Annotated in this window: 12 protein-coding genes and 1 pseudogene; 1 reads left to right on the forward strand and 12 read right to left on the reverse strand. The window is 67.7% G+C overall.

All coding sequences use genetic code 11. From position 1 onward, the window contains the following. Window positions 1–191: 191 nt before the first annotated feature. The 7 genes and pseudogenes from ACH4U8_RS26380 to ACH4U8_RS26410 all read right to left on the reverse strand — a co-directional run. Entirely contained in the window at window positions 192–998 is an 807-nt protein-coding gene (locus ACH4U8_RS26380; RefSeq protein WP_395780645.1) for a M48 family metallopeptidase, read from the reverse strand. Between the two features lie 4 nt (window positions 999–1,002). Next, on the reverse strand, window positions 1,003–4,590 hold the full coding sequence (locus ACH4U8_RS26385) for a type I restriction endonuclease subunit R (RefSeq protein WP_395781011.1): 3,588 nt from the start codon (window positions 4,588–4,590) through the stop codon (window positions 1,003–1,005). 243 nt (window positions 4,591–4,833) lie between these two features. Then, window positions 4,834–6,039, reverse strand: coding sequence for a restriction endonuclease subunit S (locus tag ACH4U8_RS26390; protein ID WP_395780647.1), 1,206 nt, complete (start codon window positions 6,037–6,039; stop codon window positions 4,834–4,836). Then, window positions 6,032–8,680, reverse strand: coding sequence for an N-6 DNA methylase (locus tag ACH4U8_RS26395; RefSeq protein WP_395780649.1), 2,649 nt, complete (start codon window positions 8,678–8,680; stop codon window positions 6,032–6,034). Before ACH4U8_RS26395 ends, ACH4U8_RS26390 begins: the two co-directional genes overlap by 8 nt. An 88-nt stretch (window positions 8,681–8,768) precedes the next feature. Continuing rightward, window positions 8,769–9,383: an RloB family protein gene (locus ACH4U8_RS26400; RefSeq protein WP_235618638.1), complete on the reverse strand. Its 615-nt coding sequence runs from the start codon at window positions 9,381–9,383 to the stop codon at window positions 8,769–8,771. Window positions 9,384–9,451: 68 nt separating this feature from the next. Then, entirely contained in the window at window positions 9,452–10,714 is a 1,263-nt protein-coding gene (locus ACH4U8_RS26405; RefSeq protein ID WP_395780651.1) for an ATP/GTP-binding protein, read from the reverse strand. A 154-nt stretch (window positions 10,715–10,868) separates the two neighbouring features. Next, window positions 10,869–11,196 (reverse strand): annotated as a pseudogene (locus ACH4U8_RS26410) (thiamine pyrophosphate-dependent enzyme); the annotation flags it as partial. 213 nt (window positions 11,197–11,409) lie between these two features. Between ACH4U8_RS26410 and ACH4U8_RS26415 the strand changes: the two are divergent. Then, window positions 11,410–11,874: a hypothetical protein gene (locus tag ACH4U8_RS26415; RefSeq protein ID WP_395780653.1), complete on the forward strand. Its 465-nt coding sequence runs from the start codon at window positions 11,410–11,412 to the stop codon at window positions 11,872–11,874. Window positions 11,875–12,148: 274 nt separating this feature from the next. On the opposite strand, the gene ACH4U8_RS26420 is transcribed toward ACH4U8_RS26415, so the two are convergent. From ACH4U8_RS26420 to ACH4U8_RS26440, 5 genes are all read right to left on the reverse strand, one after another. Continuing rightward, the gene (locus tag ACH4U8_RS26420) at window positions 12,149–12,868 is read right to left on the reverse strand and encodes a hypothetical protein (protein WP_395780655.1); all 720 of its coding nucleotides are present in this window, start codon (window positions 12,866–12,868) and stop codon (window positions 12,149–12,151) included. A gap of 2 nt (window positions 12,869–12,870) precedes the next feature. Then, window positions 12,871–13,407: a hypothetical protein gene (locus tag ACH4U8_RS26425; RefSeq protein WP_395780657.1), complete on the reverse strand. Its 537-nt coding sequence runs from the start codon at window positions 13,405–13,407 to the stop codon at window positions 12,871–12,873. Then, window positions 13,407–13,763 carry a PadR family transcriptional regulator gene (locus tag ACH4U8_RS26430; RefSeq protein ID WP_395780659.1) on the reverse strand — a complete coding sequence of 119 codons (357 nt, stop codon included), beginning with the start codon at window positions 13,761–13,763 and terminating at the stop codon, window positions 13,407–13,409. Before ACH4U8_RS26430 ends, ACH4U8_RS26425 begins: the two co-directional genes overlap by 1 nt. Window positions 13,764–13,947: 184 nt before the next feature. Continuing rightward, a complete protein-coding gene (locus ACH4U8_RS26435) occupies window positions 13,948–14,697 on the reverse strand; it encodes a 5-formyltetrahydrofolate cyclo-ligase (protein ID WP_395780661.1) in 750 nt (249 codons plus the stop codon). 17 nt (window positions 14,698–14,714) lie between these two features. Further along, on the reverse strand, window positions 14,715–15,860 hold the full coding sequence (locus tag ACH4U8_RS26440) for a helix-turn-helix transcriptional regulator (protein WP_395780663.1): 1,146 nt from the start codon (window positions 15,858–15,860) through the stop codon (window positions 14,715–14,717). Between the last annotated feature and the right edge of the window lie 103 nt (window positions 15,861–15,963).

Consider the following 15,963-nt stretch of genomic DNA (forward strand, 5'->3'; position numbering starts at 1 on the left):
GACGCCCTGGGCCGCGGCTGCTCGGCTTGCCCGGGTCGATGGCAGGTGGGATGGGAGCCACCTCCCGCACCCCCAAGAACGTGCAGACGCCGGCGGTGCCCCCTCCATTTCGGAGCCTGAGCGCCCCCGCCGGTTCGACGGGCTTCATCCTCCACGCCGACCAGCTGTGACGCCAAGGACGAAAGCCTGCTTCAGTGCAGGTCTCCCATCCACATCCGCCGCCCCACCTCGTCGAGCTCGGCCCGCCGGGCCGCGTACTCGGGCAGGGCGAGGCCCAGGAGCCGCCAGAAGGCGTCCCCGTGGTCCGGAACCCGGACGTGTGCGAGTTCATGCGCGATGACGTAGTCGACCAGGTGCATGGGCAGCTGGAAGAGCGGCCAGCCCAAGGCCATCAGCCCCGGCCCGCCCCCGCGCGCATCCGGCCGGTACAACCCCCAGCGGTCTTGGAGGTCGCGCACCTCCAGCTCCGGTTCGGCAACCGCCATGCGAGCCGCCCATGGCTGGAACCGGTTGACGGCCCAGGCGCGGCCGACCCGGGCGTACCAGTCGACGAGGGCCGCCCGCCCTGCCGGCGGATGCTCGGCGAGATGCTCGGCCATCACGAGCCGCCCGGCCATCAGCCGCACCCGGCCGTCCTCAGAGGAGCCGTCGGAGATCGCCAGTCGGTAGGTCCTGCCCAGGTAGCGGAACACCTCGCCGTCGGCCAGGTGCTTGGCCGGGTGCAGGGACCTGGTCCGCTCCCGCTCGCCAAGCTTGGTGACCAGCCAATGGCGGTGGGCCCGGACGAAGTCCTCGGCCTCCACCGCCGTGCGGTCCGGCGGGGTGTGCAGGGTCAGGGTGGCGTCGGGCTCCACGGTCAGCGCGAACCGCTTGCGCCGGGGGTGGGCGCGGACCCGCAGTGAGAACCCGTCGATGTCGATCGACACACCCCCCGGGAGGCAGACGCCTGCCAGGGTGTCCTGGCTGCTGTCGGCATGCTTCTCGGCGGGTGCGGTCACCCTCCTATTCTCCTCTCGCCCTGCCCAGGAACTGGCGGCGGTTGTCGTTCGCGAAGGAGGCGAGTCGCTCGGCCATCGCCTTCAGCGGAGCCCAGTCCTTGTCCGCGGGCCGGAGCCCGCCAGCCAGTAGCCTTCCCTGGATGACCCCGGCCAAGGTAGCCAAGTCCTGGCTCTGCCCCTGGTAGGACACCTTCACCATGGTCTCGGCCGCCACGTCGCACAGCTGACCGACGAGCGGGCGGAGGTCGTCCCTGGTTTTCCTGACCTCGGTGCTGTCCGCCATGAGCTGGACCAGCAGGCGGTAGGTCCTCTGCTCCAGCGGGCTGAGGCCGGCGACCTCCGGGTCCTCCTCGTGCTCCTGCCTGGCCTCCTCGATCAGGCGTGCGAACTTCTCGGCCTGCTCTTCGAACCGGTCGGGAGTCGTCCGGAGGATCTCCTCAAGGCGTTCCGACAGGCGCTGGTACTTCTCCGGGTCCTCCCGCCGGACCCGCTCCTCCAGGTGGAACCGCAAGGCGTGCCCCATCTCGGCCGCAGCCTCGCGGGGCGGCAGGCCGCGCACTGCGTCGTCGAAGCCGTCTGCGGTGATCCAGACCGGCGGGATCGCCTCCTCGATCTCCGGCCCCTCCAGATGGTCGGCGATCATGGCCCGGACCTTCCGTCCGTACCTGCGGAGGGTGAACGTGCCGCCCTCGGCGTCCCGGAACAGGCGGCGCACGCGCTTCTGGAGCAGCCCCCAGTGCCGGGCGTCGTTCACGTACTCGAGGGCAGCCTCATGCGGCAGTACGCGTTCCATCGTGTCCAGGAAATTGTGCAGTGCCGTGTCGAACGCGAGCCGGGTGTCCTCGTCCTCGAACCGGTCCAGGGCGGCACGCAGCCGCACCGGGTCGGTCAGGTCGGCGTCCGTGACACCGAGGTCGCGGAGGAGGCCGCGCACGGCGGCGGCAGCGGGTTCGAGACTTTCGATCTCCACCGACATGCTGCGCATCGTGTCGTGCTGGTCGGCCTCCCGGTATCCGGCCAGCGCCTTGTTCAGATGGCCGAAGACGCCGTAGTAGTCGACGACGTAGCCGATCTCCTTACCTGGGTGCGGGCGGTTGACGCGGGCGACGGCCTGGAGCAGTTCGGCGCCGCGGATCGGGCGGTCCAGGTAGAGAACCTGCTCGCGGGGGGCGTCGAAGCCGGTGAGCAGCATCGACTTCACGATCAGCATCGCGATGGGGCTGTCGGGGTGCACCGGGTCGGGCACGGCCCCGCGCCGGGACGCGTGGGGCTCTGTGACGGCGTGGGACCAGGGATGATCCGCGTTCCGGTCGGCGGCCTCCGCTTCGGGAGTCGTAGCTGGCGCAGTCACCGCCGTCGCCTGGGCCCACACCGAATCGGGGGGCAGCAGCGGGAACGCCTTCTGGAAGCGCGCGATGTACGCCTCCTGCCGCCTGGAGTCGGTCCACTCCGCCCACTGGCCGTGCTTGCTGCCGGTGCTCGGAGAGATGACGGGAACGAAGTCGATCCGGCGCAGCAGGGCTCGGAACTGGTGGGCCTGGTGCAGATAGCGCAGTCGGCCCTCCAGCCTCTCCGGCGGAGTGCCGGCGACCGACTCGGGGTCGTAGCCCTCCAGTTCCTCCAGCAGTCGGTCGCGGGCCGCCCGCAGAGCGTGGTGGTACTCCACGGCGGCCTTCCGGCTGACGGCCGCGACCTGCGCCTTGAAGCCGCCGGGCAGCACGGTGGTCACCCAGTGCTCCAGCATGTCCTCAGCCTTGGCCGCGATCATCGGCTCGGACTCGGCGACGTCGCTTCCGGTGGGCCACCGCTTCAGCAGCGCGGCCTTCTCCTCCGGCGTGCGGTCGAGGACCAGGTCGTCGAACCGGCGGTCGAGGCCCGCCCCGTCCTTGACCTCGCCCTCCCCGGTGCGCCCCTCGTAGCGGATGCGGACGACGACCTCGTCGTGCTCGGCGTCCTCCATCCGGTACTCGTCCAGGAAGCCGCGCGGGGAGTCACCGCGCCCGAAGATCCGGCGGGTATCCTCCTCCCGCCCGGTAGTGATGGGCGTTCCGGTGAACCCGATCTTCGCCGCGTTCGGGACGGCCTTGCGCAGAGCGGCGTGCAGCACGCTGGTGTGCGAGCGGTGTGCCTCGTCGACCAGGACAAGGATGGCGGAAGACGTGTTGCACTCGGGAAAGTTCGGCACGGGCGGCGCCACCTCGGCGCGCTTCCCGGCGCGGGTCCGCTCGGCCTCCGCGTACTCCTCCGCCAGGTCGCGGCCGTCCTCGTCCTGCTCGGCGTCGCCGGAGAAGGTGAGCCCGACCCCGTACTTCTGGATCATCCCGAAGACGACCCGTCGGCCGCCCGCCCGCAGCAGGCCCTCCAGTTCGGTGCGGGTGTCAGCCGTCACGACCTCGGACCCGCTCGTGTCCAGCGCCTCGGTGAGCTGCGTCTGCAACTGGGTGCGGTCGGTGACGACCACGACGGTGAACTCGCTCAGCTTTGGGTGCGCGTGGACCCGCCGGACGAGGAAGGTCATGGTCAGGCTCTTGCCGGAGCCCTGGGTGTGCCAGATGACGCCGCCGCGCTCGTCCTCGGTCGTCGGCCCGCTCCGGGGCCGCCCGTCGAGCAGCCGCCGTACAGCCTTCTCGGCGGCCCGGTATTGCTGGTGGCGGGCAACGGCCTTGATGGTCAGCGTGGCGCCGGAGTCGGTCTCGACGGGCAGCTCGATCACGTAGTGCCGCACGATGTTGAGCAGCGCCGCGGGGCGCAGCACCACGCCCACCAGCTTCTGCTGCTCGCCGAGTGCGGCCGGCGCGGACCCGTCGGCAGCCGGCACGAGCCCCGCCGTGAGGAGTTCACGCCGCAGGGTGCTGCCGTCCTCGGGCTCGACGCTGCGCCAAGGGTGGAAATGCTCGGGGCCGGAGGTGACAGTCCCCAGGTGGGCGGTCTCACCGGTCGCCGCGACGAGCAACTGCACGGTGCGGAAGAGCTCAGGTACGCTGGCGGGCCGGGTGGGCCCCTCCGCCGGACGGGCCCGCGCTCCCTCCTCTACGACCGGGTTGCCCGCGTAGTGCCGAAGGTCGAGAACAGCCTCGCGGACGGGCTCGGCGAGGTCGGGACTCTTGCATTCGACGGCGACGAGCGGGATGCCGTTCACGAAGAGGACGACGTCCAGGACGGAGTCCTTGCCCGCGCGGTTCCTGACCCGGAGCTGGTCGACCACGGTGAAGTCGTTGAGACCGACCCGGTCGGGGTGCCACTCGATGTACTGCACCGTGGCCGACGCCCCGCCGTGCCCGGCGGAGGGCTTGCTCAGCACGAGTCCGCTGAGCAGCAGCCCGGTGGCTGCCAGGTTGGCCTTGACGACCCCCTCGCCGAGCGGCACGCGGGCGAGTGCCGTGATGGCACGGTTGACGTCGCTCGCGACCATCCAGGGCACGCCGTCCAGGGCCCGGGTGTTGATCCGGCGCAGGGCCGGGTCGAGGAGGTCGGCGAGCAGGGGCCTGTCGACGTCGAGGGTGCCGATCTCGCGGCCCGGCCGGTGCGTCCACCCCATCGCCTTGAGCTGTGCGACCAGCGGCCGCTCCACCTCGTCCCGCTCGACCTGCATCACCACGAACCCGCGCCTCTCCCCGTACGTCCACTGGAGATCCATTCTGCGCGGCGGGATGGGGGCGCGCGAGGAGTACGGGAGAAAGAGCGGTGAACCGGGGTGCGGACGTACCGGAATGCGATGGTACGTCCGCGAGGAGGCTTGCTCCGGTCAGCGCTCGGCGGCGCCTTCGCGAGGGTCCCCCGGCCTGCCTCTCTTCCCGCTCCAGAGCCGGAAGGCGGACGCCCCTGCTGTGGCGCCTCAGCCCCCGGCCGCTGCAACGGCGACCCTCCCGGACAACAAGTCGTCCACCAACCCTTGCTTCAACGCCCGCAACTTGGCCATCTCGGTAATTTCTGACTCAATGCGTTCGGTTGCAATACGCGATGCCGTAAGAATTCTTTCCTGCTCTTCGAGTCCAGGCAAGGGGATCCGAATTCTCTTAACCGCACCAGCCGAAATCTTGACCATGCTCTCGGATGTCCCCTGAGCCATGGACCGAATCTCCCGACGGGCCCTGGTCGCCATGAGCGTGGCAGCCAGGAAGGGAGCGGAGCTCTTTCTGGAGGGGCGCAGCCTCATCATAAGGTCAGGATAGATGCACGGAGTTCCCACGCCTCGATACACGCCCACCAGTCCGACCAATTCGCGCGTGTTGGCTCGACTCATCAGGAGATCCCCGTCCACGAGTACAGCCGAATGTCTCGGCGAGATGGATGGGGGAGCATATTTGAGTTGGTCGGCACGAAAACCCTCCGGCGTGAGGCATCCAAGACCGAGCATCTGCACCCCGGTCCACGAAGCGCTCTCAACCGGAGAGAATCCGTTTCGGATAGGCCCCTCCAGAACATCAGATAGGCGATTCGACCAGTCGAAGCTGCCCAAGAGGCTGTCAATCACGGCGGACCGCGTTACGCGCAGCTTGGCGATCGACGCCTCGATGCCACGCGCTACCTCCGCTACGCTGTCAATCGCAGCCACAATCCGGCGCTGGACCGCAAGATCAACCGGGTGCATAATTAGGTGCTTTGCGAACTTGTCCTGCGGCAAATGAGCGATGCTTGTTTGTCCCACGGAATCTGTGAACATCCGCCGACGGGCAGCGTAATGCATGTAATGCAGCATGAACCGAGGATCAATCTCTCCGCGGGACCGGAGTCGATGCAGCGACTTCTGAAAGTAGCATTCACCACGCTCCTCCTCCCACATCGCAGTCCGCCCGACCTCGCCCCCCTCGGTTACCAGCAGATCCCCTCGGACCAGTCGAAATTTTTCACGCTCTGCCGAGTCGAAGCTCATGAAGTTGATCGCATCGAAGTCGAGCCGATTCCACTGGACGTTTTTATTGGTCAGGTAGCAACGCTGCTCGACCCCCGCTGACGCTTCCTTGCTCAACATCTTGCCAAGCTGCATGTCAAATGCATCACCGACTCTGGAAATCATCCACCCAGGGGGAAGCTCACTCATATCCCAACTCCTCCAGGAACCCGTCCAGCTTCGACGTCGCCCGCTCGCGGCCCTCGCGGATCTCGGCCAGCGAGACCGCGTATTTGCTCTCCCACGTCTCGTAGGACGTCGTCAACTCCCGCTGACAGCGGACCACATGGCCGTTCAGTTTCGCCGCGAGGTCGTCGCGGAGGAGGGCGAGGACGACCCGGCGCTCCTCGGCCGCCTCCAGCGCCGCGCGCGCACGGAACAGGTGGGGCGGCTCCTCACCCAGGGTGGGCGGGTCGCTCGGGTAGGGGAACCAGAAGTCCGCTTCCAGGCGCTTGACCACCGCGCCCGCCTTCGCGCGGTCCTTCTTCACGACGGCGATCTCCGCCAACAGCTCCGCCAACTCCTCCACCGAGAGGGTGATTTCCTCGACGTCGGTGTCGGACTCCTCGCCGCCGTCGCCGTCGCCGTCGGCCGAACCCGCCGAGCCACCCCCTGCCGCCGGCTCCTTCGGCAACCGCCCGTTGAGTTCCTTCCACTTCGCGTCGAGGTCCGCCTTGCGCGCGTCCGCTTCCTTCAGCTCCGTCAGGAAGTCAGGGGCGATCGCGGCGACGAGCTTGTGGTCGTACGCCTGACGCCGCTCCGCGGCGGTCCGTTTGTGCTCCTTCTTCGTGCGGGGGTCCTGTTCGGGGGCGAGCAGGGCCTCGACGTTCTCCACCCAGCCGTCGATCACGCCCGTGAACCCGTTCTCCGACAGGGCGAGCAGGTCGTACTTGGCCTCGTGCCACCACCCGGCGACCGCGCCCGCGAGCGCGTACCGGTCGAGGAGGCCGACCTGGGTGAGCCGGTCGACGAAGGAGTCCATCAGAGAACCGCGCGCCCGCATCAGCGCGGCCTTGCGCTCGGAGGCCGTGGATGCGGCGAGCACCTCCGGTGTCGCGGCCACCGCTTCCAGGTGCTTCGCCTCGGCCGCCCACCACTCGGCAAACGCGGCCCGCAGCTCCTCTTCGCGCGGCCGGGCGAGCGCGCCCAGGTCGGGGCGGGCGTCGGCCAGCCGGAAGTCCAGGTAGTCGGCGTCGGCGGGCGACCGCTCCGCGAACAGATCGTTCACCCCGATCCCGTACCCGCGGAGCAGCTCGCCCTTCGCCTCGATCTCCGCGCGCGGCACCCCTCCGACCAGGTGCGCCCTGACGTCTTGCGGCTCGGGTGGCGGCGTGTTGTCCACGTAGCGGCGGATGTTGAGGTTGTCGCCGTTCTCGGCGAGCTCCTCGCGAGTCACGACGCGCGAGAAGCCGGGCACCTCGGCGAACGTCCGAAACGTGGTCGTGATCTTCTCGGCGTGCTCGGGCAGCAGCACGTTTTGCGCCCGCTCGGCGTGGTACTCGCGGTCCGCGTTGATGAACATGACCTTCCCCGCGCGCTCCGGCTCGTCCTCCCCCCTGTCCCGGTCCTTGCAGCCAGGCGGGCGCAGCACCAGGATGCAGGCCGGGATGCCGGTGCCGTAGAAGAGGTTCGGAGCGAGGCCGATGACCGCCTCCACGGCGTCCTCGTCCAGCAGCTTCGTACGGATCTGCTGCTCGCCGCCGCCCCGGAACAGCACGCCGTGGGGCATGACGGTGATGACCATGCCGCCGCGCCCCTCCTTCTTGGTCTCCCAGAGCATGTGCTGGAGGAACATCAGGTCGGCCTTGCCTCGCTCGCCGGTCAGGCCGTAGGAGGTCCGCTCGGTCCTGTGCGCCAGGTCCGTGGCCATGTAGTCCATCGAGAACGGCGGATTGCTGAGCACCCCGTCGAAGCGGTCCGCATCCGAGGTCGGGACATGGGTCGGCCTTGCCAGGGTGTCGCCGGTGGTCAGGTCAAAGCGGCGTACGCCGTGCAGGACCATGTTCATCGTGGACATGATCCAGGAGCCGCTGTTGGCATCCTGGCCGGCGAAAAACATGTCGGAGGTGTCCCCGCCGTGCTCCTCCACGTACTCCGCGGCGTGAATGAGCATGCCGCCCGAACCCACGCACGGGTCGTAGATCCGCATACCCTGGGTGGGGGCGAGGAGTTCGACCATCATGCGGACCACGGCGCGCGGGGTGTAGAACTCGCCGCCCTTGCGGCCGGCCGAGTCGGCGAACTCCTTGATCAGGTACTCATAGGCGGCGCCGATTAGGTCGGGGAACTCGAAGTCGTCCGTGCGCAGCCGGACCCGGCCGAAGTGCGCGATGAGAAGTTCCAGGCGCTTGTCGGCCAGCGTCGCCGTGCCTGCGGCGGCGCCGGAGCCGCCGATACGGTTGAAGTCCAGGTGGTCGAAGAGACCCGTCAGCTTCTCGTTCTGCCCTTCGAGCAGTTGCAGGGCGGGGCGCAGCACGCTCTCGTTGATGTTGTGCTTGACGCCCGAGAGCTCGTGCCACCTGGCCTTCTCGGGCACGAACAGCACGTCGCGTTCGCGGTACGGGGCCTCTTGCTCCAGAAAGGCGTCGAGCTCTTCGCCGTCGAAGCCCCAGTCCCTCCTCGCCTGCTCCCCGATCCGTTCCCGGGCCGCCTCGAACTCGTCGTTGGCGCGCTTCAGGAAGAGCAGCCCGAAGATGTAGTCCTTGTACTCGGAGGCGTCCATCGTCCCCCGGAGGATGTCGGCTGCGGCGAACAGGTGCCGCTCCAACTGGGCGAGCGTGAGCTTGGCCACGTACGACTCCCTACGACCTGAGATGGCGGTCCGACCCTATGGCCGCCCCGCCCCATCCCGAAATCAGCGGGCCGGTCTGCCGGGGACGTCAGTAGGAGGCGATGCCGAGTACGTCCTCGACGAAGGTGTGCATGTCCGTGTACGGGTCGCGGTTGAACTTGGGCACATGGTCACCGTGCTGGTCGTTCATGCGTCGCGCGTTGTCCCGGGCCTCTGCGAACCTGCCGAGAACCTGGCCGGGAAGGACGAGCTTCGGATTGGCGGCGTCCTCACTGCCACGCTGGAAGGGCAGCCGGTCGGCCACGAGATCGCACACCCCCTCGAACGAACCGGTGACCGCTTTGTAGTGGGCAAGCCGCCACACCTCGAAGCACGGATGCGAGAAGGCGACATGAACACCGGCCTCCTTGGCCAGTTTCATCGCCTCGGGGACCCGCGGATGGTTGTCGTGGTCGAAGACGCACCAGACCTGCGGCTGGGCGGCAGCGCCCTTCAGCTTCGCGCGCTTGGCTTCGCGGGTCTTCTCGCGCAGGAAGTCAGCCGCCATCTCGACGAGGTCGATCGGCTTACGGTCTACCTTCTTCTTCCGGTTGGCGATGCGCAGCTCGACCTTGGCGGCCGGGTTCTTCAGTACCCCCACCTCAGTGATGATGTCGAAGTACGAGGGCTCGGTCACCTCGCCCTCGGTGAAAACGAAGACCACCCGTCTCCGCTGTCCCGCCCCCCTCGAGGACCGCCCCAACGCGTCGTTTCCCCGCTGCGGCCGTGCCATCAGCCCTGTCCCGCCCCTCCGTACGCCCCGGTCTCCCGCGCCGTCGCCAGCCGCCGCGCGATCTGCCCCTCGAGCAGGGACGGAACGCCGCCGAACGCTCCCGCGAGGTAGGACTGGGTGAGATCCTCCTCCTCGCCCGGGTCCGCGTCCGTCAGCGGGTAGAGCTCGGTCGCCCCGTCCTTATCCTTCTGCGTCAGCCACACCTGTCCGGGTTCCAGCAGTCGCCCCCCGCTGGGGGTGGTCAGCATCGTCGCGTCATGGGAGGTGAAGACGAGCTGCGCACCATTGGGGTTCGCGAGGGGGTCGTGGAAGAGCCGCACGACTTCGGCGGCGAACCGGGAGTGCAGGCTCGCGTCGAGCTCGTCGATGAGCAGCACCGCGCCCTCGTCGATGGCCAGCAGCAGCGGGCCGAGGAGGGCGAACCAGGAGCGGGTGCCGTAGGACTCCTCCGACCAGTCGAAGGCCACGTCCCCGCCCGCCGACCTGTGAGTCAGTTTCACCGAGCTCTTCCCCGGGCCCTCCCGCACGACGGAGGCCCCGGTGATGCCGAGGTCCGCGACCCTGAGCAGCTCCTGGATCCGCTGGGCGCGGTCCCCGGCGAGCTCCCGGGTGGTGAAGGCCTCGCGCTGAGGGCGTTCGGCCTCCGGGTCGATCGACCACAGGTTGCGCCGGAACCAGTGGAAGAGCGGGGAGAGCTGCGCATGGTTGTCCGTGCCGGCCGTGGAGAGCAGCAGGGCGTTCGGCCGGGTGCGGCGCACGAGTTGGGACCGATCGCGGATCCGGCTGCCCGGCCACTTGTAGACCTCGGTCCGGGAGGCGTCGCGGTCCATCCACTCCTGACGGCGGCCGTGCGGGTAACTGTGCAACCACTCAGATTCGACCCGGTCCGAGCCAAGCTCGAAGCCGTACGTCCAGCGGACGGAGTCGATCAGGATGTCGACCTCGAAGAAGGATGGTTCGTTTTCGCTCTTCGGGTGCAGCGCGAAGACGTGGCGGGGGACGCCCTCGTAGGACGCCCAGCGAGCGTAGGAGTTGAGCACCGCATGCCGCATGTCGCCGAGAGCGCTGAGCACGTTCGACTTGCCGGAGGCGTTCGCACCGAAGACGGCGAGGAGCGGGAAGACGGCCACGGTTCCGCCGCCCGCCAGCTCCACCGGGTTCGCCGACCCGTCGCCCCCGCTCTCGCCCTCGGGCGCGATGAAGGACAGTTCCTGTTCGTCGCGCAGGGACCGCACGTTCGCCACGCGGAATCTCAGCAGCACACTGTCCTCCTCTCCGCGCTCAGCGTAGTCGCGGCCACTGACATCGGCCCGGCGATTGGCACCTGGCCTGCGGTGGCGTGCCGCCCCCGCCGGACCGGAACATACCGTCCGGGGCGGCCCGGCGGGGGCGTCGGGAGATCTTGGTCGGCTGTGCTCAGAGGCGAGTCGGGGCGAAGAGCTTCAGGACCGCCGGGAGGATGACGACGGAGCGGCCGGGGGGCGGCGAGGGACTGCGCGAGGTCGGCCAGCAGGGCGGCGGGGGACAACAGGGTGGCCGGGATGCCGAAGGACTTGGCCACGGCGGTGAAGTCGGGGCGGGCAAGTTCAGTGTGGGTGGTGGCGCCGAACGTGTTGGTCATGCACTCGCGCAGGATCCCGTAGCCGCCGTCGTCGACCCACAGATCACCCGAACAGTCGATGAGGGGAGGGCCAGGGCTTCGGCGTAGTGGACTGTCGGCTGCCTGGTCTCCTGGAGCGGCTGGCCCGGGTGCCGGACCCGTGCGATCCGCGTGGCGTGCGCCACGCACTGGCCGTCGTACTCGCCCTGACCGCATGCACGGTACTGGCCAGGACGACCTCGCTACGCCCGGCACGACCTGCAACGCCTGCAGGCCGATCTCACCCTGGACGGCAGCACCGGCGGCCCGTTCGGCACCACCGTCGCCCTGCACGAGGCGCTGCCAACCGGCCCCTGCATGCGCTGCTACTTCAAGGTCAACCACAGCGAGAAGAGCGCGGAGCAACGGCTGCACGAACTGACCGGGCTCCCTCTGGCACGAATCGCCCGCGGCCAGGAACCGCTGGCCGAACAGGATCTGGAAGGCCTGGACGTTCAGCAACAGGAAATCGTGGGACAGTTCCTCGGCCAGGCGCTCTGCGGGCTGATCAACTCGGCGGAGCTGACCGGCGGAACGGACGACGGGTTCCGGCCCTCGGCCGCGTTCGTGGCACAGCAGGCCGCGTGCCTGGTCGTCGGTGCCTGGATCGCGCGTAGCACGGGCCTGGTGAGAGGGTTCCCGCGACGCATCGAGTACGACACCCGCTTCGGCCCCCGGCCCGACGAGATGATCGACCATCGGGTTCCCTCCTCCGGATGCGCGTGCCAGAAGGACGCGAATCTCATCAGTCGCGTCCGAGAAAGCCGACGCACACGAGGTTGACGTCGGGACTCAGAGGGACCTGTCAGCAGCCACTTAGCGCTGTCCTAGGTAGCTGTGGTTCCCCGCCGAGGATGGGCTTGGTTCCAGGTCACCCACCGGATGTGGTTTCCAGATGACTGCCAGGCCAAGTTGACCCGCTATCCTTTCTTGACTCGAGAAGTGCTTTTTTTCCACGCCATGATTTGGACCTTAGACATGCCCTATCGTTGCAGGACAGGGGCACTTCTCGCTTTTCTAACCGCGTGTCAGACACCCGTCTCGTGAAAGCCCGAGGCTAACGTGTTCGAGGAGTTTCCAGTGATGCGCGGATTCGGGCATCTTTCGCGAGCATGCCAGAGGTGTCCGCGATGAACTCATGCACGATGAGGGTCGTGAGGGCTCCGCCATTCAGGCGCCGGTGGTGAGGGTCGTAGTCGGGGTGAGCGGTTTTGAGGTCGCTCGTCTTACGCGACACGCTGTAGGTGTTGCGGAAGCCCTCTCCGTATTGCTGCACGCCATGGTACGGCGCGGACCTCAGCAGTCTGGACAACTCGATGACGGCCGGGTGGTTGTGGTCGAGCCGTTTCCATCCGTGCTCGACGTGGAGGGCGCACACGAGGATCATCTCCTCGCGAATCCACGAGGGAGGCCGTTTCTTGCGTTCGAGATCCATCTTCGACGTTTCGCGGGCGGCATCGGACATTGTGTTCGGGCTGGCGCACGCGACTGAATCTTCGGGTCGGTTGGCAGTAGTAGTTACACACAGCGCTCGGATTCTGGCGACACCGAAGAACAGGATCGACAAGGCAGTGGCCAACTTCTTCCACTCGAATCTGCGACCGGATACGTCGGCAAGCCACTCCTCCCGATAACGTTCCACGTTGTCTTCGCCCGGCAGGCGGGCCGCTGACCAATACACGACCCACGCTGCCACACGACCCGGCAACGACGAACACTCCAAGGCGACTACCGCGCAGGTCACGATCAGCGCGATGGTCCACGGCGTCTGGAACACGGTCAGGTCCGCTCTGTCTCGAGGCTCGCCAAGGTGCCCGCACTGGAGGCGGTGACCCTACGTCGCCTCTTTCGCGCCAGTGCGACGATCAGGAGGACGACGACGACGGCGAACGTCGTCAATGACAAGGCGACGGCTCGTGCGGCCAGCCCGACGTCCAAAGTTGCAATGAATCCGCCCAGGCTGGCGCTGCAACCCAAGATCAGTGCCCAGCCCCAGGCGGCCAAGGGGTTCTCTGCAAAGACGTGGCGAGTCGTTCGCCAGCGTTGCATTCGGAGGGCCTTCGGCGCGGATCGCATCGAGGCCCTGACCTTCCGGCCCCCCAGGATGACGATGCCCAGCGCGCTTACGAGCTTGAGGAGTTTGCCGGGGCGCCGCTCCACCACTCCGAGCCACTCTTCCTCGAAGCGCAGAGCTAGTTTCGGGTTGGGGATTCGACGGGCCGAAGCGCGAACCATTCTGGCCGCTAGCCATGGGCAGATGTCGACGGCCTCGGTGAAGAGAAGCGCCACGATGGCGCCGATCAGCATGCTGGCCATCAGCTGGCTCCGCCCCCGGCGTTTAATCCCAGGACGGGGTTCGGGCGAAGGTCAGTATCTGGAAGAGGGTTCGGGAGCTGGCCTCGGCGCTCCATGACGATGGCTTGCGCGTGAGGCAAGCCCACGCCGGACAACCGATAGAAGCGACGCCTCGGGCGTCCCTCTTGGGGGTGTTCCGTCTCCCAGTGACTCTCGACCCAGCCCGCGTTCTCCAGGCGAAGAAGAATCGGATAGACGCTGCCAGTTGCCTTGCCAGCGGCCCGCGCGATGGCGAACCCATGCAGCTCATCACGGTGGGCGAGGAGTGCTTCAAGCACGTCCAGGGTCGCCCCAGTGATCTTGAATGGTGCCTTCATAGGCTCAACCTAGCATAACTAGATTTAGAGTTCTGCATGACTAGAGTTAGGGCAGCGCGTGCGGGTCCAGTGGCTTCGACTGCCACGCTACAGATGCACTGATCCCTGGGCTGGATGGTGCGTCTCAGCTTCGCCGCCAGCTTCCCGCAGGAGCCTCGGCCGTCGGTGGCCCACTCTGTGCGCCTCAGACGTGCCTTTTCAACCCGATGCCGGACTGGGAGGCCCGCAGGGTGAGTGCGGGGATCCCAGCGATTTTCTCCGATGTGAGGTGACCCCAGAGGATGCCCGAGGGGCGATGCGTTTCGGTCGTCCTGATGACTTCGTCTGGGGTGATGATCAGGTCCACGGTGACGTCGTGTTCGGTCCACGGGATCGGCTCGTCGATCACTTGGAGCGCGTGGACCGTGGTGACGATGAGGGTGTCGGGGCTGATGAGGCCAGCCTCGGTGAGGAGGGCGAACTCGATGTCGGAGTATCCGGCGCCCTTGCCGATGCGGACGCCGGTGCGGTTCACTGCGACGCTGCCGAGAACGACGATGTCGATCGGTTGAAGGGTGTCGGCGTCGGCGGTCGGGGCGATGGTTGCCGCGATGTGACTGGTTGCCGCCTGCTCGGGCGGGGCGGTGAGTGTCGCGGGGTCGAGGACGTAGAACGGCTTCGGCGTGGCGAGTTTGGGGACCGCCATGTACACGATCTTGCCCTCGGCCAAGGCTTGCACGCGGACGGGTAGCTGGGCCTTGTCCGGCACGGATTTGATGACGCCCGCGGTTTTCCACCGGGCGAGTGCGGCGAGGCGTTCGGCGGCTTGGTCCTTGCCGTGGAAGTCCGGGATTCTGCCGTGGCTGGTTGTGTCGTGGACGGCGTCCGCGGCGTCGAGTGCGTCCCATACTCGTTCGCGGACACGTTGTTTGGCCTGGTCGTGCTCGGTGGGCACCGCGCGCTCCTTGGTGTTCAGGTGGCTGTCATCAGGGTGAAGAGGCGGTCTTGTACGTCTTGTACGTCGACTCTGCGATGCCATGGGCGTAGTTCGCGGCCTGCGGCGAAGATGACGTTCATGCCCCCGCCTCCTCGGGTTTGTTCCAGCTCGTCGATGGCCTGGCCGAGCACGGATACGGCGTTGTCGAGCTCGCCTTGCCTGATGAGGGCGAGTGTCAGGTTTCCGAGGACGATGGTGCGCGACTTCCGCCTGGCGGGCAATTGCTCGGCAGTCGACTGCAGTTGCTGCTGGGCGCGCTGGTTCTGTCCGAGGTTCAGATAACACGATCCGGCCAGGCGTCCGAACTGCGTGGGGGAGACGAGGTCGGCTGCGGCGTCGACGGCGCTGACCCGGTCGAGATGGCGTTCGGCCTGGGCGAGGGCTCGTTCGCAATCGCTGACGTGCCCGAGCATCGCGTGTGCTTCTCCGACGTGGAGGAGGGCGACGGCCAGCAGCGCGGGGCTGGTGGTCTTGGCGGCTTCGGCTGCCCGCAGCGAGTAGTCGAGGCCCTCTTGCGGTTGGCAGGTGCCGTAGAGCGCGAGGTATCCGGTGCGTAGGAGGGCTCGGCCTTCCAGGGTGCGGTCGTGCAGGTGGCGGGCAAGATCGATGCCCTGTGCGTAGTAGGTGTGGGCTGTGGTGTGGTCCGAGCGTTGTGAGGCGTCCCAGACGAGTTGGCCCATCAGGGTCGCCGCCTCGGCCTGCAGGCAGCGAAGTTCGCGTTGGGCTCGCCCGGTGCGGGCCTGGTCGGCGGCCATGGTGACGCGAGTCAGGAGCTGGCCTGCGTCGGCGAGTAGTCCCGCAGAAGGCGAGTTGTCGTAGCGCTCGGCGACATCCGAGAGGTCCGCACGCAACGCGGCTCCTGTGGCCGGGTCACCATGGCCCAGGCTTCCGACCACCGGCGACCGATCGCAATCGCCGACATTGCGCAGCAGGGTGTCGAGCTCCTCATGGGACAGGCTCAGTGCTCTCGCCAGATTCGGACGCATCCACGGCTGGGGGCCTTTGCCGTTTTCCCAGCGGGCGATGGTGGTGCGGTCTACGCCGAGCCTTTCGGCGAGTGATTCTTGGGTGTAGCCCTGGGACTCGCGGCGCTGTACGAGTCGATGGCGTTTGAACGTCATGGCGTGGCCTCCCGATTGCCATGGTCCGCCGATTCCCCAGGTCATCACCCACAGTGCCGCATGGATGCAGCATGTGTGCGGCTTTGGCGCCCTGTTCCCCAGC

Origin of the sequence: Embleya sp. NPDC020886, assembly GCF_044333915.1 — a bacterium.
GTDB lineage: Bacteria > Actinomycetota > Actinomycetes > Streptomycetales > Streptomycetaceae > Embleya.